At 71.8% G+C, this 20074-nt stretch carries 20 protein-coding genes; 6 read left to right on the forward strand and 14 right to left on the reverse strand.

The features are described from left to right. Positions 1 to 42 precede the first annotated feature (42 nt). On the reverse strand, positions 43 to 2613 hold the full coding sequence (locus IEY91_RS15105) for a M14 family zinc carboxypeptidase (RefSeq protein ID WP_189174319.1): 2571 nt from the start codon (positions 2611 to 2613) through the stop codon (positions 43 to 45). Positions 2614 to 2801: 188 nt separating this feature from the next. Here IEY91_RS15105 and IEY91_RS15110 point away from each other — a divergent pair, with 188 nt between their 5' ends. Further along, entirely contained in the window at positions 2802 to 3644 is an 843-nt protein-coding gene (locus tag IEY91_RS15110; protein WP_189174320.1) for an EI24 domain-containing protein, read from the forward strand. Here the strand turns inward: IEY91_RS15110 and IEY91_RS15115 are convergent. After that, positions 3631 to 4983: a pyroglutamyl-peptidase I gene (locus tag IEY91_RS15115; protein ID WP_229696968.1), complete on the reverse strand. Its 1353-nt coding sequence runs from the start codon at positions 4981 to 4983 to the stop codon at positions 3631 to 3633. The genes IEY91_RS15110 and IEY91_RS15115 overlap by 14 nt on opposite strands. A gap of 59 nt (positions 4984 to 5042) precedes the next feature. After that, positions 5043 to 6017 (reverse strand): LysR family transcriptional regulator, encoded by a 975-nt coding sequence (locus tag IEY91_RS15120; protein WP_189174321.1) that lies wholly within the window; start codon positions 6015 to 6017, stop codon positions 5043 to 5045. A 49-nt stretch (positions 6018 to 6066) separates the two neighbouring features. Between IEY91_RS15120 and IEY91_RS15125 the strand changes: the two genes are divergently transcribed. Together IEY91_RS15125 and IEY91_RS15130 are read left to right on the forward strand one after the other, a co-directional pair. After that, positions 6067 to 6942, forward strand: a complete 876-nt coding sequence (locus tag IEY91_RS15125; protein ID WP_189174322.1) for an NAD(P)-dependent oxidoreductase — start codon at positions 6067 to 6069, stop codon at positions 6940 to 6942. Positions 6943 to 7002: 60 nt separating this feature from the next. Continuing rightward, the gene (locus IEY91_RS15130) at positions 7003 to 7392 is read left to right on the forward strand and encodes a RidA family protein (protein ID WP_189174323.1); all 390 of its coding nucleotides are present in this window, start codon (positions 7003 to 7005) and stop codon (positions 7390 to 7392) included. Here IEY91_RS15130 and IEY91_RS15135 read toward each other — a convergent pair. Further along, positions 7367 to 8278: an SGNH/GDSL hydrolase family protein gene (locus IEY91_RS15135; RefSeq protein ID WP_189174324.1), complete on the reverse strand. Its 912-nt coding sequence runs from the start codon at positions 8276 to 8278 to the stop codon at positions 7367 to 7369. The two genes, IEY91_RS15130 and IEY91_RS15135, sit on opposite strands and share 26 nt — an antisense overlap. Positions 8279 to 8651: 373 nt before the next feature. Here IEY91_RS15135 and IEY91_RS15140 point away from each other — a divergent pair, with 373 nt between their 5' ends. Then, complete coding sequence (locus IEY91_RS15140; protein ID WP_164325397.1) at positions 8652 to 9146, forward strand: DUF3145 domain-containing protein; 495 nt, start codon at positions 8652 to 8654, stop codon at positions 9144 to 9146. A 71-nt stretch (positions 9147 to 9217) separates the two neighbouring features. Here the strand turns inward: IEY91_RS15140 and fabF are convergent, their stop codons facing one another. From fabF to IEY91_RS15165, 5 genes are all read right to left on the reverse strand, one after another. Continuing rightward, entirely contained in the window at positions 9218 to 10480 is a 1263-nt protein-coding gene (gene fabF / locus IEY91_RS15145; RefSeq protein ID WP_164325399.1) for a beta-ketoacyl-ACP synthase II, read from the reverse strand. A 117-nt stretch (positions 10481 to 10597) separates the two neighbouring features. Further along, positions 10598 to 10846 (reverse strand): acyl carrier protein, encoded by a 249-nt coding sequence (locus tag IEY91_RS15150; RefSeq protein WP_164325401.1) that lies wholly within the window; start codon positions 10844 to 10846, stop codon positions 10598 to 10600. Positions 10847 to 10917: 71 nt separating this feature from the next. Beyond that, positions 10918 to 11919: a ketoacyl-ACP synthase III gene (locus IEY91_RS15155; protein ID WP_164325403.1), complete on the reverse strand. Its 1002-nt coding sequence runs from the start codon at positions 11917 to 11919 to the stop codon at positions 10918 to 10920. Positions 11920 to 11935: 16 nt separating this feature from the next. After that, positions 11936 to 12886, reverse strand: coding sequence for an ACP S-malonyltransferase (locus IEY91_RS15160; protein WP_189174489.1), 951 nt, complete (start codon positions 12884 to 12886; stop codon positions 11936 to 11938). Positions 12887 to 12975: 89 nt separating this feature from the next. Next, positions 12976 to 14202 carry a PucR family transcriptional regulator gene (locus IEY91_RS15165; protein ID WP_164325405.1) on the reverse strand — a complete coding sequence of 409 codons (1227 nt, stop codon included), beginning with the start codon at positions 14200 to 14202 and terminating at the stop codon, positions 12976 to 12978. Between the two features lie 58 nt (positions 14203 to 14260). Between IEY91_RS15165 and IEY91_RS15170 the strand changes: the two genes are divergently transcribed. Then, entirely contained in the window at positions 14261 to 14917 is a 657-nt protein-coding gene (locus IEY91_RS15170) for a pirin family protein (RefSeq protein ID WP_164325407.1), read from the forward strand. A gap of 12 nt (positions 14918 to 14929) precedes the next feature. Here the strand turns inward: IEY91_RS15170 and IEY91_RS15175 are convergent, their stop codons facing one another. Both IEY91_RS15175 and IEY91_RS15180 read right to left on the reverse strand, forming a co-directional pair. Continuing rightward, complete coding sequence (locus IEY91_RS15175) at positions 14930 to 15745, reverse strand: serine hydrolase domain-containing protein (RefSeq protein ID WP_189174325.1); 816 nt, start codon at positions 15743 to 15745, stop codon at positions 14930 to 14932. A gap of 19 nt (positions 15746 to 15764) precedes the next feature. After that, positions 15765 to 16253: a GNAT family N-acetyltransferase gene (locus IEY91_RS15180; protein ID WP_189174326.1), complete on the reverse strand. Its 489-nt coding sequence runs from the start codon at positions 16251 to 16253 to the stop codon at positions 15765 to 15767. Positions 16254 to 16338: 85 nt separating this feature from the next. On the opposite strand from IEY91_RS15180, the gene IEY91_RS15185 reads away from it, so the two are divergent. After that, positions 16339 to 16815 carry a MerR family transcriptional regulator gene (locus tag IEY91_RS15185; protein ID WP_189174327.1) on the forward strand — a complete coding sequence of 159 codons (477 nt, stop codon included), beginning with the start codon at positions 16339 to 16341 and terminating at the stop codon, positions 16813 to 16815. A 1-nt stretch (position 16816) separates the two neighbouring features. On the opposite strand, the gene IEY91_RS15190 is transcribed toward IEY91_RS15185, so the two are convergent. The 3 genes from IEY91_RS15190 to IEY91_RS15200 form a co-directional block, all read right to left on the reverse strand. Continuing rightward, the gene (locus IEY91_RS15190; RefSeq protein WP_229696969.1) at positions 16817 to 17683 is read right to left on the reverse strand and encodes a DUF4429 domain-containing protein; all 867 of its coding nucleotides are present in this window, start codon (positions 17681 to 17683) and stop codon (positions 16817 to 16819) included. A 75-nt stretch (positions 17684 to 17758) separates the two neighbouring features. Further along, positions 17759 to 18970 carry an alpha/beta hydrolase gene (locus IEY91_RS15195; RefSeq protein WP_164325415.1) on the reverse strand — a complete coding sequence of 404 codons (1212 nt, stop codon included), beginning with the start codon at positions 18968 to 18970 and terminating at the stop codon, positions 17759 to 17761. A 260-nt stretch (positions 18971 to 19230) separates the two neighbouring features. Further along, entirely contained in the window at positions 19231 to 19863 is a 633-nt protein-coding gene (locus IEY91_RS15200; RefSeq protein WP_164325417.1) for a TetR/AcrR family transcriptional regulator, read from the reverse strand. Positions 19864 to 20074: the final 211 nt, after the last annotated feature.

Consider the following 20074-nt stretch of genomic DNA (forward strand, 5'->3'; position numbering starts at 1 on the left):
GCGCATTGAGCGCTCCCCCACCACTGTTCAGCTATGCAGCCTCTACCGCACCCCGAACAACGCCCGCCCCACCTGCCCGAACACTCCCTTCGGGTGGTCCCGGAACAACGGCTCGGTGCCGAAGAGGACCACGCGGGCCCCGCCCGCGGACCCGCTCACCACGGACGCCTCACCGGCGGCGTCCGCAGGACCACCCGCGCCGGAGGCGTCGGCGCGCCAGTGGCCGGAGACCAGCGGCTTGCCGTTGGCGTAGGCCTGCTCGACGCGGACGCCGTCGCCGAGGCCGGTGAACCACATCGGGGCGTAGACGAAGCCGTACCCGGACCCCGAACCGGCCACGGGCCCACCGGCGTTGCGCACCCGCACCACCCCGTTGGCATCCCCGTTGCCCTCGACGGCGGTCACGGAAAGCAGCCCCGCCGCCGAGTTCAGCGCAGCGCCTCCCGAGCCCCGCCCGACAAGCCCCCCGCCCCCGGCGAGAAACGCGTCGAGCCGCTTCTTCGCCGGAGCCTTCAGGCCTGCGTAGTCGAGCCCCGAGGACACGAACAACACATCCCCCTCGCGCCAGTCGAACCCGTCGTTGAGGACACCGGTCGACACCGGCACCACGTCGAAGTTCATCTCCCGCAGCGCGAACAGCTCGCCGGGCGTCACGGCCGCGGCGACCCGCGTGCGCCGCACGACGTCCTTGCCCCGCGCCTTGGTGGCGGAGAACGCCACGTCGTACTTCTTCGCCGCGTCCCAAGCGGCCCGCCGCGCAGAGCCGGGCACGATCACGCTGCCGCCGTCGGCGGCACGGCGCACGGAAACCCCATCCCGTACAAGGGAGTTGAGAGCGGCGATCTCCCGCGGATCGTCGAGCCGCAGCCGCAGATCCCCGCGCGGCGCCACATACCCGACCCGCGCGGCGGCGGACACGGCCCGCGACGGAACCCCGGCCGGGCTCCCGTTCTTCGCGGCGGCGACGGAAGCGCCCCACAGCCGCCCGAGGCTCCAGCCCGAGATGTCGTACATCGCCGACACCTTGTCGCTGATGTCCCGCCCGTCCGCGAGGATCACATTCGCGATGCCCCGCTTGGGCTGACGCATGTCGACGACGTACGACCCCTTCTCGTACGAGGTACCGCCCAGACGGAAGTCCCGCGTGGCGCGCCGCACCCGGACGTCGTTGGCGAGGAGATGGTCGACGAGACGGGCGGACGCGGCGGCGGAGCGCTGCCGCTTGCCCGCCGGAATCACGTACGCACGCGGGAACTTGGCGGTGTAGACGTCCTCCGGGCCGATGCCGGGGACGCCCGGCACGGTCTGCTCGGAGATCTCCACCTGCTTCGCGCCCGCGGCCCCGCGCCGGAACACCTCGATCTGGTCGGCGATCAGCGAACGCCGGTGCTTCGCCGCGTAGTCCAGGGTCGCCGACATGGCCGCGCCCGCGATGTCCGTGTTGATGGCGGAGCGGCGGCGCAGCTCGGCGACCGGCTGGGAGTCGTACTCCTCGTTGTTGACCTGCATCGGGAACTCGATGGTGTGCGCCGCGACCGCGCCGTGGAACGGCATGTACTGCGGGGTGAAGATCGGCGGCCAGTCGTCCCAGCCCTCCTCCTGGTCGCGGAAGGGGATGATCGCGGGCTGCACGCCGTCCTTCGCCTCGGTGTAGCCGAGGCCGTTGACGGCCTTCTCCATGCCGAGGGCGTTGGCGTAGCTGTTCTTCAGGAACAGGTCGTACTCGTAGTTCTCGCCGTGCGGCGGCGTGGTCGGCTCGATCAGCGTGCCGTTCACATAGCCGTGCAGGTCGATCATCATCGCGGGCTGCTTGTCGATGGCGATCCGCCGCACCGCGCGTGCTTCGGGCTGCGAGGCGGTGATGAAGTCCCGGTTCAGGTCGAAGCCGTTGGCGTTCTGGCGGGTGCCCGCGATGCGCCCGTCGGGGTTCATCGTGACGTTGAAGTAGAGGCGGTTGTGGGCGAGCAGCTTCCGCGTCTTCGCGTCCTTCGCCTTCGCCAGCTTCTCGATGAGCTGCAGGGCCGCGTCGGTGCCCTCCCACTCGTTGCCGTGGATGTTGTTGTTGATGAACACCGGCGTCTTGTAGGCGGACTTGAGGGCCTTGTCCTCGGCGGCGGCCTTGGGCGCGTTCTCGATGCGCTCGCGCATCCTCTCCTGCCGGGCGGCCTCGCGCGCCGACTCGGGCGCGGTGACCGTCACCAGATACAGGTCGTGGCCTCCGGCCGACCGCCCGGCTATCTCCACGCTGACCCGGTCGCCGACACCCTGGACCTTGTTCAGGCGGGGCGCGATGGCGTGGTACGGGGTCAGGCCCAGCTTGATGGACTTGTCGGCCGGGTTCTTCGGGACCGCGTCCAGGTGCTGCTCGCGCGGGTAGCCGCGGCCCTTGCCGGCGCGGGCGGCGCCCGAACCGGCGTCGAGGGCGCGGTCCGCGGCGCTCTCCGGGGCCCGCGCGGCCCGGTCGGGCGAGTCCAGCGGGGCCTCGTCGCGGATCACCGGGCGCGGCGCGGGATCGGCGCTCGCGCCGCCGGGGGTGAGCACGGTGAACAGGAGCGTGCCCGCGGCGGCCGATGCGGTCAGGAGCACGGGTCTTGATGGGCGGGATATCCCCATACGTACCTCCGAAGCGTGGGCCGTTCACCGACCCGAGAGATCAGTCGAGAGATCAGTAGGGGAGGTCTACAGGGTGAAATCGCGCGCAACAAGGGGGTATTCACGAAACAGCCACCCCGCCCGCACCGGTCCCGGGCCCCCGCCCCGGCCGGACAAGGCGCCGCCCCCGGCCGGATAAGGTGTGCCGCATGCGTGAACTGGGACGGGGCTTCGGCTATCTGGTGAAGGGACAGCGCTGGGTCTCCCAGCACGGCAAGCAGTTCGGATGGGGGCTGCTTCCGGGACTCATCACCCTCGTCCTGTACGCGGCGGCACTCGTCTCGCTCGCGCTGTGGGGCACCGACCTGGTCTCCTGGGCGACGCCGTTCGCCGACGACTGGTCCGACCCGTGGCCGGGCCTGCTCCGCGGCTTCCTGACGGTGCTGCTCTTCGCCCTCGCCCTGCTCCTGTCCGTGGTGACCTTCACCGCGGTGACGCTCGTGATCGGCGAACCCTTCTACGAGTCGCTGTCCGAGCAGGTCGACCTCTCCGTGGCGGGCTTCGCCCCCGAGTCGGGCCTGCCGCTCTGGCGCGAACTGCTGATCTCCGTACGCGACAGCCTGCGCATCGTCGTGCGGGCCGCGCTGTGGGGCGTGCTGCTCTTCGGCCTCGGCTTCATCCCGGTCGTCGGCCAGACCGTGATCCCCGTGCTCGGCTTCTTCGTCACGGGCTTCTTCCTCGTCGAGGAGCTGACGGCGGTCGCGCTGCAGCGCCGCGGCGTGCGGCTGCGCGACCGCCTGGTCCTGCTCAGGGCCCGCAAGTCCCTGGCGTGGGGCTTCGGTGCCCCGCTCGCGGTGGCCTTCCTGGTGCCGTTCGTCGCGGTGTTCCTGATGCCGGGCGCGGTGGCGGGGGCGACGCTGATGGCGCGTGACCTCATGGGCGAGGACACCGAGGCCACCGATGACGACGACGAGGACGCCGGAGACCCCGACGGCGGCGCGAACGCCGCGGGCGGGGCTCCCCGGCCGGACGGCGCGCCTACCGCCCGTTAGCCTCGGCGGCCTCCACGCCCGTCACCACGATCTTCCGCACCTGCGCGATGATGTCGACCCGGTTGCGCACGAACTCCTCGTCGGTGACCTTCCCCGTCGCCGGGTCGGTGTTCCCGGCGCCGAACTGCAGCACCGGCGTGTGCACATGGCCGCCCGGCAGACCGCGCAGCCCGAGGCGGTCGCGCAGCAGCGTCGCCCGGTAGGCGATCTCGTTGGACAGATAGTCACCGCCGCCGCCCGCGCGGGCCGCCGACCCCGGCGTCGGCCCGTCCGGCCGCTGCACCGGCGTGGTCCCGCCCGCCGGGATCTCGGTCACGGCCGTGTTGTCGTACACGGGAAAGCGCCCGGTGTCGGCGGCGACGATGTCCTTGTACGGCAGCGTGGTCGTCGTCCACTGCGGCTGCGAGGCCGGGTCGGCGACCGGGACGACGCCGGTGCTCGACAGGTTCTCGTTGTCCCCGAACCCGCCGCGCCAGGCCCCGTTGGTCCGCTCGATGTCGAACTTCCCGACCCGGCCCTGGCTCACGGTCGTGAACAGGTCGACGCGCGGCAACTGCCGCCGCAGCGTCCGCTCCACCTCACCCTCGGCGAAGTCCGTCCAGCGCACCGGGAACATGGCGGTCTCGATGCGCACGGGCCCGGCGGCGGTGCGTACGACGGTGCCGTCGAGGGCGAGCGCGGTGGCACCGGACGGGTTGCTGATGCGGGTGTCGCGGTCCAGCGTGAAGGGGTCGAAGCCGGTGACGAGGACCCGCTTGATCCGCTGACCCTTGGGGTAGCGGATCGTGTCCTGCCCGCGGGACGTGGTCTCCAGAGAGCCGAGCAGCCGCTGCCGCCGCTCGTCCCCGAGCTCGAACCCGCGCGGCTCCCAGGCCCGCAGCGCCCGCGTCATCCCGAGCCGCGCCCAGTACAACGGCCGGTCGTCATCGCGGCTCAAGTCGCCCGCCCGTCGCCCGCCACCACCCTTCCAAGGAAGCGCTTCGCGCCCTTCTTTTTTCTGCGGCCCGCGCCCCTGCGCCCGCTCCACCGCCCGCCGCCACAACGACTGCCCCTGGCGTACGACGAGACGCTCGGCCTCCTTGTACGAGCGGACCCGGCCGAGATCCCGCGCGAAACCGGGCGCCACGCCGTCGAACCCGCTGCGCCGCAGGATTTCTTGCGGCACGGCCCGGTCGAGCCGCTGCTCCTCGACGGTGGGCGCCCCCGAAGAACCGGAGCCGGAACCGGATTCGGCGGCGGAGTCGGCCGTGGCGGGCGACGCGGAGACACCGAGCAGCAGCGCGACACCGACCACGCCGAGCCGCCGCCCGAGTATCGCGGGGGTGAGAGAGGGAGCCACGAGAGTCCTTCCGTTGCAGGTGAGATGGCGGAAGTATCGCGGGACAGGGGAGGCGAGCGCTACGGGGGGCGGTGCTTCGGATGCCGGTCCACCAGCCGCGCCGACTCCCGCAGCGCGGCGATGAACGGCTCCGCGCTCGGCACCCGCGCCCGCCCTCGCGCGGTCGCCGCGTACACCGCCCGCGCGCCCTCGTCCGTCACCGGCACCAGGGCGATGTCCGGCCGCACCCCCTGCGCCGCGAGCGCCGGGACCAGGGTCACGCCGAGGCCCGCGGCCACGTACCCCTGCTTGGCGGTCCACTCGCCCACCACATGCGCGATCCGGGGCCGGAAGCCGTGGCGCAGCGCCGCGTCGAGGAGGGTGCCGGCGGGCTCGGGGCTGCCGGACACCCAGTCCTCGTCGGCGAGTTGGCGCATGCCGACGCGGGGCTCGTCCGCCAGGGGGTGGTCCGCGGGCACCGCCACGTACAGCTTCTCATCGAGGAGATGGTGCAGTTCGCAGCCGTCCTCGGGCAGCGGGCCGCCCGTCGTCGACACCACCGCGAGATCGAGATCGCCCTCCAAGAGGCGGCCGAGCAGCGGCCGTGTGAAGCCCTCCTCGCGCGCGAGGGCGACCCCGGGGTGGCGGGCGCGGAAGGCGGCGATCGCCCGCGGCACAAGGGCCGCGTCCGCCGTCGCGAACGCCCCGAACCGCAGCAGCCCGCCCGCCGCGCCGTCCAGGTCCGTCAACTCCCGCCGCATCCGCGTGAGTTGGTCGAGTGCCGCCTCCGTGTACGGCAGCGCGGCCCGGCCGTGCGCGGTGAGGCGTACGCCGCGTGGCAGCCGGTCGAAGAGGGGCGCGCCGCCGAGCGCGGCCTCCAGGGAGGCGATCTGACGGGACACGGCGGACTGCGTCCAGCCCAGGCGGCGCGCGGCCACGGTGAAGGAGCCGTGCCGGGCCACCTCCGTGAACGCGCGCAGCCAGACCGTGGACACATCACTCGACTCGTCACTCGGCTCATCACGTGACTCATGTGGATCCCGCATGGCTGACATGCTAGACATTCGCTTGTCGCATCACCTGGCCGGGCCTAGCGTCGTACGCATGCACCGGAACAAGGAACAGCGCGACGCACACACCACGGGACACCGCCCCCACCAGCGGGTCGCGTTTCTCGGGCTCGGGCACATGGGTGCCCCGATGGCCCACCGGCTGCTGGCCGCCGGGCACCCGCTGACCGTGTGGAACCGCACCGCCGCCAAGGCCGAACCCCTCGTCGCGGCGGGCGCGCGGCTCGCCGCCACGCCCGCGGACGCGGTGCGCGAGGCCGACGTGGTCCTCACGATGCTGGCGGGCCCCGAGGCGCTCGGCCGCGTCGCCGACGCGATCGTGCCGGGCCTGCGGGCGGGCGTCACCTGGGTGGAGATGTCGACCGTCGGCCCGGACGCGGTACGGGAGTTGGGGGAGCGGATGCCGGACGGCGTCACGCTCGTCGACGCGCCCGTCATGGGCAGCACGGACAAGGCCGCAGCGGGGGAGCTCGGCATCCTCGCGGGCGGGGACGCCGCCGTCGTCGAGCCCCTGCTCGCCTCCCTCGGCACCGTGACCCGCACCGGCCCGCTCGGCTCCGGCGCCGCACTCAAGGTCGTCGTGAACACCGCCGTGCTCGGCGGGGTCGCGCTGGTCGCGGAGGCGATGGCCCTGGCCGACGCGCTCGGCCTGGACGAACAGGTGGCGCGCGGCGCCCTGGCCCGCGGCCCGCTCGCGGGCGCCGTCGCCCGCGCCTTCGCCGACGACGTGCACTTCGGCAACGACCTCGCGGTGAAGGACGTGGCGCTGGCCACGGACGCGGCGCGACTGCCCGCGATGGAGGCGGTCCGCGCCCACTACGAGGCCGCGGCGGCGGACCCGGCCACCGCCCACGAGGACATCGCCCGAGCCGTCCCTCACATCCGCACCACCCGCAACCGCACCGCCTAGCCGCCACCCCTGTACGTCACCCCTGTACGTCACCCCACAAGGAACCGGAGCACCGCCCCCATGCGCACCACCCTCGACAACCCCGCCGGCGCACCGCAGCCCCTGGGCCCCTACTCCCAGGTCGCCCGCGTCCAACTCGCCGACGGAGGCGCCCTGTTGTACCTGTCCGGGCAGATCGCCGACGGCGCGGACATCACCGCGCAGAGCCACGGCGTCTTCGCCACCCTGACCGCGCTCCTCGAAGCACACGGCGCGACCCTCGCCGACATCATCAACATCCGCACGTTCCTGACGGACATGGACGACCTGCCCGGCTACGCCGCCGTCCGCCGCACCTACCTCACCGGCACACCGCCCACGAGCACGACGGTGTCGGTGCCCCGGCTCTTCAGGCCCGAGGCCCTGATCGAGGTGGAGGTGGTGGCTACCTGCCCGGCCGGTCGGCCGTGATCCCCCGGTGGGCCATCTCGGCGAGGCGCGACTGCCCGTCCTTGCTGGGGTGGAACCAGTCCCAGTGGCTCAACTGGTCCCCGTCGAAGTGGAAGCCGAAGACGGCCCCGCCGTCGTACCGGCAGCGCTGATCCTTCGCGCAGACGTCCTTGAGCACCTTGTTGTACGCCACCACGCGGTCCTGCACCGACTGGCGCCGGTCGGTGGCGGCCCGGTCCATGCTGTCCGCGTCGGCCAGCATCGACTTGCAGATGCCCAGCTTCCACACCTGCTTGCCCAACTGGTTGGTGCGCCCCGTGGACCAGAGCCGCTTCAGGTCCGGCACGCTCGCCACGTACACCTGCGCCTTGGGCTGGGAGCGCCGGAGGACCCGCAGCGCGTCCTCGAAGTCGGCGCGGAACTCGGAGACGGACGTCATCTCGTCGGCCGACGAGCGGCAGGCGTCATTGGCGCCGGCCATCACCGTCACCAGCTCGGGCCCGCGCGCCGCGGCCCGTGACATCTGCTCCGGCAGGTCGGACATCCGGGCGCCGGTCTTCGCGTAGTTCCAACTGTGCGTCGTCGCCCGCTGCTTGCCGAGCAGCCGCTGCGCGAGGCTGCGCACACCGTCGTCGCTGCCGGTGGCCCAGGACGCCTCGGGGCAGTCGGAGAGCACCGAGCAGGCGTCGAAGCCGCGCGTGATGGAGTCGCCGACGGCGGCGAGGGAACGCGGGCTCGTGTCCCAGACGGGGGCCGGCTTGGGCGCCGCTCTGTCCTGGGCCTTCGGTCCGTTCGGCGCCGGGGAGTCGCCGCCGGACGCGTCGCACGCCGTGAGCGTGGCCAGGCCGGTGAGAGCCGCCGTCGCGAGGGCGACGGCGGCCCGTGCGCGGTGCCTTGAGTTGCGCATCCTCGTCCCCTCTGTCGTCCAACGTGACGTCGTACGGGCCCCGTGGGTTGCGTGCTGCCGAGTACGGATTTGTCCCGTCTGCGGCCGCCCGGCTGCCCGCAGGCACCCAGCCGGGGGTTTCCGCGCCTCCCAGCGAGTGAAACCTCGGAGTTTCCCGGCATGCGGACCGACGGTACGTCACACTCCTTGCCTCGCCGCACGGTAGCCTCGCCACCCAGTGGCACCCGCTCTTCTCGGTTCCGCTAAATTACATCACGTCACATCTGTCCCCTTTTCTTGACTTTTCCCGTTTTCATGGAATTCGGGGAGTATCGCTCGGCACGGGCGCGAGGCCGCTGGGGAAGGCGTACCTCGTCCCACACTGGAGGTCCCGGTGACGACACGTGGAGTTCTGTACGTGCACTCCGCACCGCGCGCGCTGTGCCCGCACGTCGAGTGGGCGGTCGCGGGCGTGCTCGGCGCACGCGTCAGCCTCGACTGGATCCGACAGCCCGCGGCGCCCGGCACCTGGAGATCCGAGTTCTCCTGGCAGGGCTCGGCCGGCACCGCCTCCAAACTCGCCTCCGCGCTGCGCGGCTGGGATCTGCTGCGCTTCGAGGTCACGGCCGAGCCGTCCGGTGCCGTCGAGGGCGAGCGGTACAGCGCCACGCCCCAGCTCGGCATCTTCCACGCCGTCACCGGCGTCCACGGCGACATCCTGATCCCGGAGGACCGGCTCCGCGCCGCCCTCGCCCGCTCCCAGCGCGGCGAGAGCGACCTGGAGGCCGAGATCGCCAAGCTCCTCGGCAAGCCCTGGGACGACGAGCTGGAGCCGTTCCGGTACGCGGGCGAGGGCGCGCCTGTGCGCTGGCTGCACCAAGTCGTCTGAGAGTAGTTACGTCGAAGGCCCACCCGGACCTGCCGGGTGGGCCTTCGACGTAACTACCGTCAGCGGTGTGTTCAGACCGTGCGGAAGGCGAGCACCACGTTGTGGCCGCCGAAGCCGAACGAGTCGTTGAGGGCCGCGATCGTGCCCTCGGGCAGCGGGCGGGCCTCGCCGCGGATGATGTCCGCGTCGACCTCGGGGTCGAGATTGTCGATGTTGATCGTCGGCGGGGCGATGCGGTTCTTCAGCGCGAGGACCGTCGCGACGGTCTCCACGCCACCCGCGCCACCGAGCAGATGACCGGTCATCGACTTCGTCGAGGCGATCGCCATGTGGTCGACGTCGTCGCCGAACGCCTGGCGCAGCGCCTTGATCTCACCGATGTCGCCCTGCGGCGTCGAGGTCGCGTGCGCGTTGATGTGCGCGATCTCGGCGGGCTTCAGGCCGGTGTTGTCGATCAGGTTCTGCAGCGCCTTCGCGATGCCGTTGCCGGACGGCTCGGGCTGCGTGATGTGGTGCGCGTCGGCCGAGATGCCCTGGCCGATCGCCTCCGCGTAGATCTTGGCGCCGCGGGCCTTGGCGTGCTCCTCGGACTCCAGGACCACCACGCCCGCGCCCTCGCCGAGCACGAAGCCGTTGCGGTCGCGGTCGTAGGGCCGCGAGGCGCCCTGCGGGTCGTCGTTGTTCTTCGACATCGCCATCATGTTGCCGAACGCGACGATCGGCAGCGGGTGGATGGCCGCCTCCGTGCCGCCGGCGACCACGATGTCGGCGCGGCCGGTGCGGATCATCTCGATCGCGTAGCCGATGGCCTCCGCGCCCGACGCGCACGCCGAGACCGGCGTGTGCACCCCGGCGCGGGCGCCGAGGGCGATGCCGACGTTCGCCGCGGGCGAGTTGGGCATCAGCATCGGGACCGTGTGCGGGGAGACGCGGCGTACGCCCTTCTCCTTCAGTACGTCGTACTGGTCGAGGAGGGTCGTGACGCCGCCGATGCCGGAGGCGACGACCGCGCCCAGACGGTCGGGGTCCACGGCCGCTTCTTCGCCGGCCCTGCCGGTGAAGCCCGCGTCCTGCCAGGCCTCCTGGGCCGCGACCAGCGCGAACTGCGCCGAGCGGTCGAGCTTGCGGGCCTGCGGGCGCGGGATGGTCTCCGTCGGTTCGACGGCGATGCGGCCGGCGATGCGGACGGGCAGCTCGGCTGCCCAGTCCTCCTCGATGAGGCTGATCCCGGAACGGCCTGCGAGCAGACCCTCCCAGGTCGATGCCGCGTCGCCACCCAGCGGTGTGGTTGCGCCGATACCGGTGACGACCACGGTGCGATTGGTCGAGTTCACTGGATTTCTCTCTCCACGATTTGGTTCAGATGCGGATGCGGCGGCGCCACCGCCGGGTGGCGGCTGGCATGAGCCCCGGCCGGCACGGGCCTGCGGTCGTCAGGCCCGGACCTGTTGTCAGGCCTGGTGCTCGAGGATGTACTTCGTCGCGTCGCCGACGGTCTTCAGGTCCTTGACGTCGTCGTCCGGGATCTTGACGTCGAAGCGCTCTTCGGCGGCGACGACGACCTCGACCATGGACAGCGAGTCGACGTCCAGGTCGTCGGTGAAGGACTTGTCCAGCTGGACGTCCTCGACCGGGATGCCGGCGATCTCGTTGACGATCTCGGCGAGACCGTCGACGATCTCCTTCTCAGTGGCGGCCATGGGGCGCTCCTTCGTATGTATCCAGAGGGTGTGACGGCATCCGCGTGGATCCGAAGATCCGCTGCGGGTGCCTAGGGGAGGGTAACGACCGTGGCGGCGTACACGAGACCCGCCCCGAAGCCGATGACGAGCGCGGTGTCGCCGCTCTTCGCCTCACCGGTCGCCAGGAGCCGCTCCATCGCGAGCGGGATCGAGGCGGCCGACGTGTTGCCGGTGGTCTCCACGTCACGGGCGACCGTGACGTGCTCCGGCAGCTTCAAAGTCTTCACCATCGAGTCGATGATCCGCATGTTGGCCTGGTGCGGAATGAAGACGTCCAGTTCGTCCGCGGTGATTCCGGCCGCGTCCAGCGCCTGCTGGGCGACCTTCGCCATCTCGAACACGGCCCAGCGGAACACCGCCTGGCCTTCCTGCGTCAGCGCAGGGAACTTCTCGGGGCGGCCGTTGCGGTAGGCCTCCCACGAGTCGGTCTGCTTGATCGTTTCGGACTTGTCGCCCTCGGAACCCCACACCGTGGGGCCGATGGCCGGCTCCTTGGCGGGGCCGACGACGACGGCGCCCGCGCCGTCACCGAACAGGAACGCCGTCGAGCGGTCCTCGAAGTCGGTCAGGTCACTGAGCCGCTCCACGCCGATGACCAGCGCGTACTCGGCGGAGCCGTCGATGACCATGCCCTTGGCGAGGGTCAGGCCGTAGCCGAAGCCCGCGCAGCCCGCGGAGATGTCGAACGCGGCGGGACGGCCCGTGCCGAGCTTGTCCGCGATCTCCGTGGCGATGGCCGGGGTCTGCTTGAAGTGCGACACCGTGGACACGATCACGGCGCCGATCTGCTCGGCGCGGATGCCCGAGTCGGCGATCGCCTTGCCGGCCGCCTCGACGGACATCGCCGACACGGTCTCCTCGGGGGAGGCCCAGTGGCGGGTCGAGATGCCGGAGCGGGAGCGGATCCACTCGTCGGACGAGTCGATCTTCTCGAGGATCACCTCGTTGGGCACCACGCGGGTCGGGCGGTAGCCGCCGACGCCCATGATGCGCGCGTACGCGGCGCCCTGACTCGGCTTGATCTTCGCCATGCTCTCCAGCTCCTTCTCAGGCGTCCGTCGCGGCCGCGGCGTCCGCCGCTGCGCTCTCGGCGGTCTCGGCGATGAGCACGCGGGCGGCGTCGAGGTCGTCGGGCGTCTTCACGGCCAGGGTCCGCACGCCCTTGAGGGCGCGCTTGGCGATACCGGTCAGCGTGCCGCCGGGGCACACCTCGATCAGAGCCGTGGCCCCGAGCTCCCGGAACGTGTCCATGCACAGGTCCCAGCGCACCGGGTTGGCGACCTGGCCGACCAGGCGGGCCACGACGTCGGAGCCCTCCGTGACGACCTTGCCGTCGCCGTTCGAGAGGTACGTAAGGCGCGGGTCCGCGACGACGAGGTCCTTGGCGGCCTCCTCGAGCACGGTGACCGCGGGTGCCATGTGGTGCGTGTGGAACGCGCCCGCGACCTTCAGGGCCACGACCTTGCGGACGCCCTCCGGCTTGTCCTCGGCGAGCGCGGCCAGCTGCTCCAGGGTGCCGGCGGCCACGATCTGGCCCGCGCCGTTCACGTTCGCCGGGGTCAGGCCGAGCTTCTCCAGGTGCGCGACGGTGACGTCGGGGTCGCCGCCGAGCAGCGCCGCCATGCCGGTCTCCGTCACGGCCGCGGCGTCGGCCATGGCCAGGCCCCGCTTGCGTACGAAACGCAGCGCGTCGTCCTCGGACAGCACTCCCGCGTACGCGGCGGCGGTGATCTCACCCACGCTGTGGCCCGCGACGGCGCCCGGGGTGATGTCACCCAGTGCCTGCGCGGAGAGCAGCCCGGCCGCGACGAGCAGCGGCTGCGCCACGGCGGTGTCACGGATCGCGTCCTCGTCCGCCTGCGTTCCGTAGTGGGCGAGGTCGAGACCGATGGCGTCCGACCAGGCGGCGAGGCGGTCGGCAGTACCGGGGAGGTCGAGCCAGGGGGTGAGGAAGCCGGGCGTCTGAGCGCCTTGGCCGGGAGCGACGAGTACGAGCACACTCACACTCTCTCTTGTGGACAGTACGAACCGCCCGTGGGGACAGGGACGAAGAACCGCTGGGGGAATTGTAGGGCCCCGACAAAGCCTCAGACCTGGGGATCACCGTCTGCGAGACGTCCCAGGATCAGCGCGATGCGCAGCGTGAACGCCGAGCGTACGTCCGAGGGGGACCAGCCGGTGACGTCAGTCACACGTCGAAGCCGGTAGCGCACGGTGTTGGGGTGCACGAACAGCATCCGTGCGGCGCCCTCCAGGCTGCTCGCCTGTTCCAGGTAGACGCTGAGGGTCTCCAGGAGCGCGGAACCGGCCTCTTCGAGCGGTCTGTAGATCTCCTCCACCAGTTGTTCGCGCGCCGCCGGATCGCCCGCCATCGCGCGCTCCGGCAGCAGATCGTCCGCGAGGACGGGACGCGGCGCGTCCTGCCAGGCACTGCAGGCCTTCAGTCCCGCGGCGGCGGCCTGCGCGGAGCGGGTGGCGGCGAGCAGGTCGGGCACGATGGGTCCGGCCACGACGGGACCGGCCGCGTACGGGCCGATCAACGCCTTGGCCACGGCCAGCGGGTTGTCGTTGCCGCCCGCGATGACGACCAGGCGGGTACCGAGCACACCGGTGAGGACCTGGAGCTTCGCGTGCCGGGCGGCCCGGCGGATGGCCTCCACGGTGAGCTCGCTGTCCCCGTCCGGCGCGGTGCCGAGCACCACGCACACATGGTCCGGCGAGTTCCAGCCAAGGGCCGCGGCACGGGAGACGGCGCCCTCATCGGCCTCCCCGGAGAGCACCGCGTTCACCACGAGCGACTCCAGGCGCGCGTCCCAGGCACCGCGTGCCTCGGCGGCCTGTGCGTACACCTGCGCGGTGGCGAAGGCGATCTCGCGGGCGTAGACGAGCAGGGCCTCGCGCAGCACGCCCTCGTCGCCGGGCGCCGCCACCTCGTCGATCGCGGACTCCATCACCTCGATGGTGGTCCGCACCATCTCCACGGTCTGGCGCAGCGTGATCGCCCGGGTCAGCTCGCGCGGCGCGGTGCCGAACACGTCCGTCGAGATCGCCTGGGGGGCGTCGGGGTGCCGGAACCACTCGGTGAACGCGGCGATGCCGGCCTGCGCGACCAGACCGATCCAGGAGCGGTTCTCCGGTGGCATGGCCCGGTACCAGGACAGCGTCTCGTCCATGCGCGCGATCGCCTGCGCAGCGAGACTGCCGGACGACTTCTCCAGGCGCTTCAGGGTCGCGGCGTGCGCGTGGGCGCGGGCGCCGCGCCGGGCGTCGGGGCCGGCGCCCTGGTGGGCTTCGTTCGCTGAGGGTTCGGGCACGGGGACAAGACTGCCTTATCGGGAAGGCGGCGTGCGGTGCCGGGGCTACCGTGGGCACGTGATTGATGTACGGCGCTCCGGCGAGCGGTATCCCGGGGGCGACCCCATGGCGGGGATCGACTCCTTCCACGCCTTCTCCTTCGGGCCCTACTACGAGCCCCACAACCTCCGCTTCGGCGCGCTGCTCGCCTGCAACGAGGAGCATCTCGGGCCGGGCGCCGGCTTCGACGAACACCCGCACAGCCACACGGAGATCGTCACCTGGGTCGTCACCGGCGAGCTCACCCACCGCGACTCCGCGGGCCACGAGTCGGTGATCCGCCCCGGCGACGTCCAGCACCTCAGCGCGGGCGCCGGCGTCCGGCACATCGAGCGCAACGCGGGCCCCGAGCCCCTGGCCTTCCTCCAGATGTGGCTGGCCCCGCTGGAGCCCGGCGGCACCCCGTCGTACGACATCGTCCGCGGCATCGCCGACTCCACCCCCTACGCCGTCCCCGCCGCGGCCGCCCTCCTCCACGTACGCCGCCTGGCCCCCGGCGAACGCACGGCTCTCCCCGACGCCCCCGCGGTCTACGTCCACGTGGTCGACGGCGAAGTGGCCCTGGCGGACGAGGAGTTGGGCCCCGGTGACTCGGCCCGGCTCACGGGGGAGCGGGGGTTGGACGTGGTGTCGTACGGGGGGAGGGCGGAAGTGCTGGTGTGGGAGATGGGGTAGGGCCCGGCCGGGCTACAGCTCGGCGAGCACCGCGTCGGTGAACGTGGGCCAGACCTCCGTGGCCCACGGTCCGAACGCCCGGTCCGTCAGGGCCACGCACGCCGCCCCCGCGTCCGGGTCGACCCACAGAAACGTTCCCGCCTGCCCGAAGTGCCCGAAGGTCCGCGGCGAGGACGAACTCCCCGTCCAGTGCGGCGACTTGCCGTCCCGGATCTCGAACCCGAGCCCCCAGTCGTTGGGGTTCTGATGTCCGTACCCAGGAAGCACTCCCTTGAGCCCGGGGTACGTCACGGACATCGCGGCCGCGACGGTCCGCGCGTCAAGGAGCCGCGGCTGCTGCACCTCGGCGGCGAACCGCACGAGATCGTCCACGGTCGAAACCCCGTCCTTCGCGGGCGATGCCCCGCCGTCGAGGAACGTCGAGTTCATCCCCAGCGGTTCGAGCACGGCCTGCCGCAAATAGTCCGCGAAGGGAATCTCGGTCGCCTTGGCGATGTGGTCGCCAAGCACCTCGAACCCGGCGTTGGAGTACAGCCGTCGCGTCCCCGGCGCCGCCATCACCTGATGCTCGTCGAACGCGAGCCCACTGGTGTGCGCGAGCAGATGCCGCACGGTCGACCCCTCGGGCCCCGCGGGCTCGTCCAGCTCGATCGCCCCCTCCTCGTACGCGACGAGCGCCGCGTACGCCGCGAGGGGCTTGGTGACCGAGGCGAGCGCGAAGCGGTGCCCGGTGGGCCCGCGGCTCCCGGCCACCGTGCCGTCCGCGCGGACGACGGCGGCGGCCGCGGTCGGGACGGGCCAGTTCTCGATCAGTGCCAGGCTCTGCATGCGTACGAGACTAAGCGTCCTACAGTTTCAGCTGCATGTAGGGGTCGGGCTTGCGGACGAAGCCGAGCGCGGCGTACAGCGGCTCGGCCTCGGACGACGCGGTGAGGTCCACCTGCCCGGCGCCCCGCTCGCGGAACCAGTCGATCAGCGCCTCCACACAGGCCCGCGAGAAGCCCCGGCGGCGCATGTCCGGGTCGGTGGCGACGCTGAAGACGTAGCCCGCGACGCCGTGCGGATTGCCCGCGCGCCCGATGCGGTACTCCAGGGTGCCCGCGGCGAGCGCGGCGAGGCCGCCGGGCCGCTCGGGGTGGTCGACGACGAACGCGGTGAAGGTGCCGTCGGCGTCGGCGAGGTGCTCGCGCACGGTGGGGACGGACTCGGCGTGCCAGTCGGTGACGGACGTGGTGGGAAGCGTCCCGTCCAGCGTGAACACGGAGTCGATCATGACCTGGCGGAGGCGTATGACTTCCTCGGCGTCGGCGGGTTCGGCGCGGCGTACAAGACTCATGGCGGCACGGTAGCCACCGCACCCGGGCGCCGTCCTGCGGATTTCCCTTGCTTGGAGTGCACTCCAAGGTTCTAGCGTGGGGACCATGACGGTGATGGAGACCACCCCCGCACCCACCCGAGACCGGGCGGACCCGGCCGCGCCCGAGGTCTGCGCCGCGCCCCCGCCCCCGCACCCGCGCCCCGAGGGCCAGGACCACTACACGATCAGCGAGGTCGTCGCCGTGACCGGCCTGACCGCGCACACCCTGCGCTGGTACGAGCGGATCGGCCTGATGCCGCACGTCGACCGCTCCCACACCGGCCAGCGCCGCTACCGCAACCGGGACCTGGACTGGCTGACCCTCGTCGGCAAGCTGCGCCTGACCGGCATGCCGGTCGCGGACATGGTGCGCTACGCCGAGCTGGTCCGCGAGGGCGACCACACCTTCGCGCGCCGCCGGGACCTGCTCGAACAGACCCGCAACGACGTCCGGGCCCGGATCGCGGAACTCCAGGACACGCTGGCCGTCCTCGACCACAAGATCGACATCTACTCCGACCGTCCTGCGGCCGCAGGCTGAGTCAGAGCTCAGCGAGCAGCTCCGCCTTCTTGGCCGTGAACTCGTCGTCCGTCAGCAGGCCCGCCTGGTGCAACTCACCCAGGTGCCGGATCCGATCGGCGATGTCGGCGGGATCGCGCCGTACGGTCGGCGCCGCGGCGGGAATCACAGCGGGCGCGGGCCCAGAAGCCCGTACCGCCGCAAGGACAGAAGCGGCGAAGGGCAGTGACTCGTGCACCGGGCCGTAGCCGAGGCCGAACACGACGGCCGCCGGGTCCTGGTCCGCCTGCGCGGGCTGCGCGACCGGTGACTCACGGCGCAGCAGCCGCAGATGGCCCTCGAAGACCTCCGGCGAGCGCCACTCGACCCCGCTCAGGTCGGTGACCAGGAAACTCTGGTCACCGGCCTTCCACTTGGCCGACGAGGCCCCCGTCCAGAACCACCGGAAGGCCACCGACTTGCCGTCGAAGGACACCTTCCCGTCGTACGCCTTGAACTGCAGCGGCGCCTCGGGCGCGGCCACCAGATGGCGGTCCGCCGGGCCCGGGTCGGCCGAGGGGAGCGCGGCGCGCAGCTCGTCGGCGTAGTACTCGGCGAGCGTCTCGCGCTCCGCCGGCAGCACCAGGCGGTACGGATCCGAGCCGTCCTTGAGCTGTCCCGCGGCCGCGTCCATGAGCGGGTCGGCCCCCGGCCTCGGGACGGCGTGCAGAACGGTCGTCCCGCGCTTGCCCGGTGTGAGCGTCACCGCCGCGATCGCCTCATGGGGGATGCGGCGCTCGCCGAGAGCCTGGAACAGCTTCGGCGTACGGATCCCCCGTTCGAAGCGGATGAGCACGGAGTCGGACTCGAACTCCCAGGCGGCGTGAAATCCGGCCAGTACATCACCCATGCGGCTCATCGTATGCGGCACGCGCTTCTCCGTCTCTCCTGCGGCGGGCCGCTGTTTCATCGATTTCTACGCGCGTCAGGCCGTCGTCGTACCGGAAATACCTTCGCGGCAGGCCGCGTCCCCCTCGGCGCAGCGCACCGAGTCGTACGCGCCGACGCCGATCTCGGCGAAGTTGCTGAGGCTGTCCGTGCCCGGTTCGAAGTAACCGGTGTGGCCCCGGGCGCGGTCGGCGGACACCACGCGCGCGCCGAAGCCCGCGGAGACGGGGTCGGCGCCGTGGCCGAGCCCGCCGACTTCCATGTGCGGCACATCCTGGATCCAGTCGTCGCTGTCCCGTGTGGCCCAGATCCGCGCGTGCGAGCCGAGGCCGGAGGCGTTGTCGGCGCGCATGCCGGGGCTGCCCGCGACGGCGATGTCGGTGACCCGCGGCGGCAGCCGGCGGGCCGCGACCCCGCACACCACGGAGCCGTAGCTGTGGCAGTACAGCGCCACCGCGGCCTCGCCGGGCAGCGCGGTCACCATCGAGTCGAGGCGCACCGCCCCGTCGTCGGCGCGCATGGAGGTGGCCGCGTCCACGCCGAGGCCGACGGGCGCGGTGTAGTCGGCCCAGGCGATCACGGCGGTACGCGCGCGGGGGTTCGCGGCACGCTCCGCGCGGTACAGCGACTTCGCCATGCCGACGGGGGCCGCGTACTTGCGCTGGGTGCGTTCGAAGGTGAGGACGTTCGTGTCGACTCCGGGCACCACGACCGACACGCGTCCGGCGCGGTCGAGGTCTCCGAAGACCTCGGCCATGCGTCCCGAGCCCATCGGGTCGAAGGCGAGCACCTGGCGGTCGGCGCGCATCATCACACCGAACCGCTTCATGCGGCGTTCCGCCTCCTGCTTCCCGACGGGGGAGAGGCGGTCGTCGTGCATGCGTTCCCGTTCGATCGCGCGCGCTTCGCGCAGGGCGATGCGGTTCGCCTCGTAGCGCAGTCGTACGGGGGCGCCGTTCATGTTGCCGACGGCCAGGGGGTAGCGGGCGGCGAGCCGGTCGCGCTGGTGGGCCGTGAGGGAGGCGAAGAAGTGCGCGAGCCGGGCGGCGGGTGCGCCGGCTTCGGGCAGGTCACGGCCGTCGATGCGGCCCCGCTCCCAGGCGGAGACCGCGGCTTCGAGCGGCGAGGCGGCGCCTCTGTGCTGGCGCACCGCGGTCCAGCCGGTGGTCGCGAGCATGACGAAGACCACGGTGAGGGCGAGCAAAGCGCGCCAGACGCCGAGTTGAGGGGAGGAGTCGAAGGAAGTCACTGCGGGACACCCTAGGAGAAGCGTGCTGCCTCCCGTGCCAGGGGTGAGGCAGATCACGTTTCCAGAGGGGTAATTGTGGTGAACCGGACACTTCTCGGGCGCGTTCGTCACGCTGCGTGGACGGGGCGTGCGTGTGGCGCGCGTACGGAGTGCGGTTACGTGGAGTGCGCCGTCGTTACTTGGCGTAGAGGTGTCAGTCACTCAACGTAGAAGTGCGGCCGGGGAGTTGTCGGCGTACAGAAAAGGCGGCCGGAGTGCCGTCAGCGCTCGCGCCAGTCGTCCGCGAGCGTCGGGCCCAGATGATCCAGGTACGACTCCGTGATCGCCCTTATCGAATCGACGCTGATGTCCTTGCCCGCGCCCCACTGCCGCCCGGTGACCCGCATGACCCCGCCGAACGCGGCGACCGCCACGCGCGGGCGCGGGTCGGTGGCGAGGTCGACGCCCTCGCGCTCGGCGATGATGCCCGCGACCTGCTCCTCGCGCTCGATGGAGCGGCGCAGATGGACGGCGAGCAGGGAGGGGGTCGACTCGATCATCTGGTAGGTGCGCATGTGGAGTTCGACGGGGACGACCGCCTCGATGGACTCGCCCACCGCGTCCCAGGAGCCGAGCACGGCCCCGCGCAGCGCCGCGAACGGGCCCTCGTGGGCCGGGCGTTCGCGCAGCGCCCGCACGAACCGCTCCTCCACCATCTCCTGCATGGCGAAGGCGGCCTCCTGCTTGCCCGCGAAGTGCCGGAAGAAGGTGCGCTGCGAGACGTCGACGGCCTCGACGATCTCGTCGACCGTCGTCTCCTCGTACCCCTTGGTCGTGAACAGTTCGAGCGCCGCCCGCAGCAACGCGTCACGCGTGCGCTGCTTCTTGCGTTCGCGCAAGCCCGGACCGGTCACGCCCTGCACCCCGTTTCTCGCTGTTTCTCCCGGTTTCCCACCCGTTTTGCCAGCTCACCATACCCGCGGCGGCGCGGCTGTGAGCTAAATGACAGCGGCCGACTTCTGAAAGGCTTTGTCAACTGTCAGTCGCTGACTCTAGCCTCGGCGCATGACAAGTCAGACCACCGTCGGCAAGGCGGACAAGGCGCCGGAGCCCCCTCCGACTCCG

The sequence above is a fragment of the Streptomyces lasiicapitis genome, from assembly GCF_014646335.1.
Taxonomy (GTDB): domain Bacteria; phylum Actinomycetota; class Actinomycetes; order Streptomycetales; family Streptomycetaceae; genus Streptomyces; species Streptomyces lasiicapitis.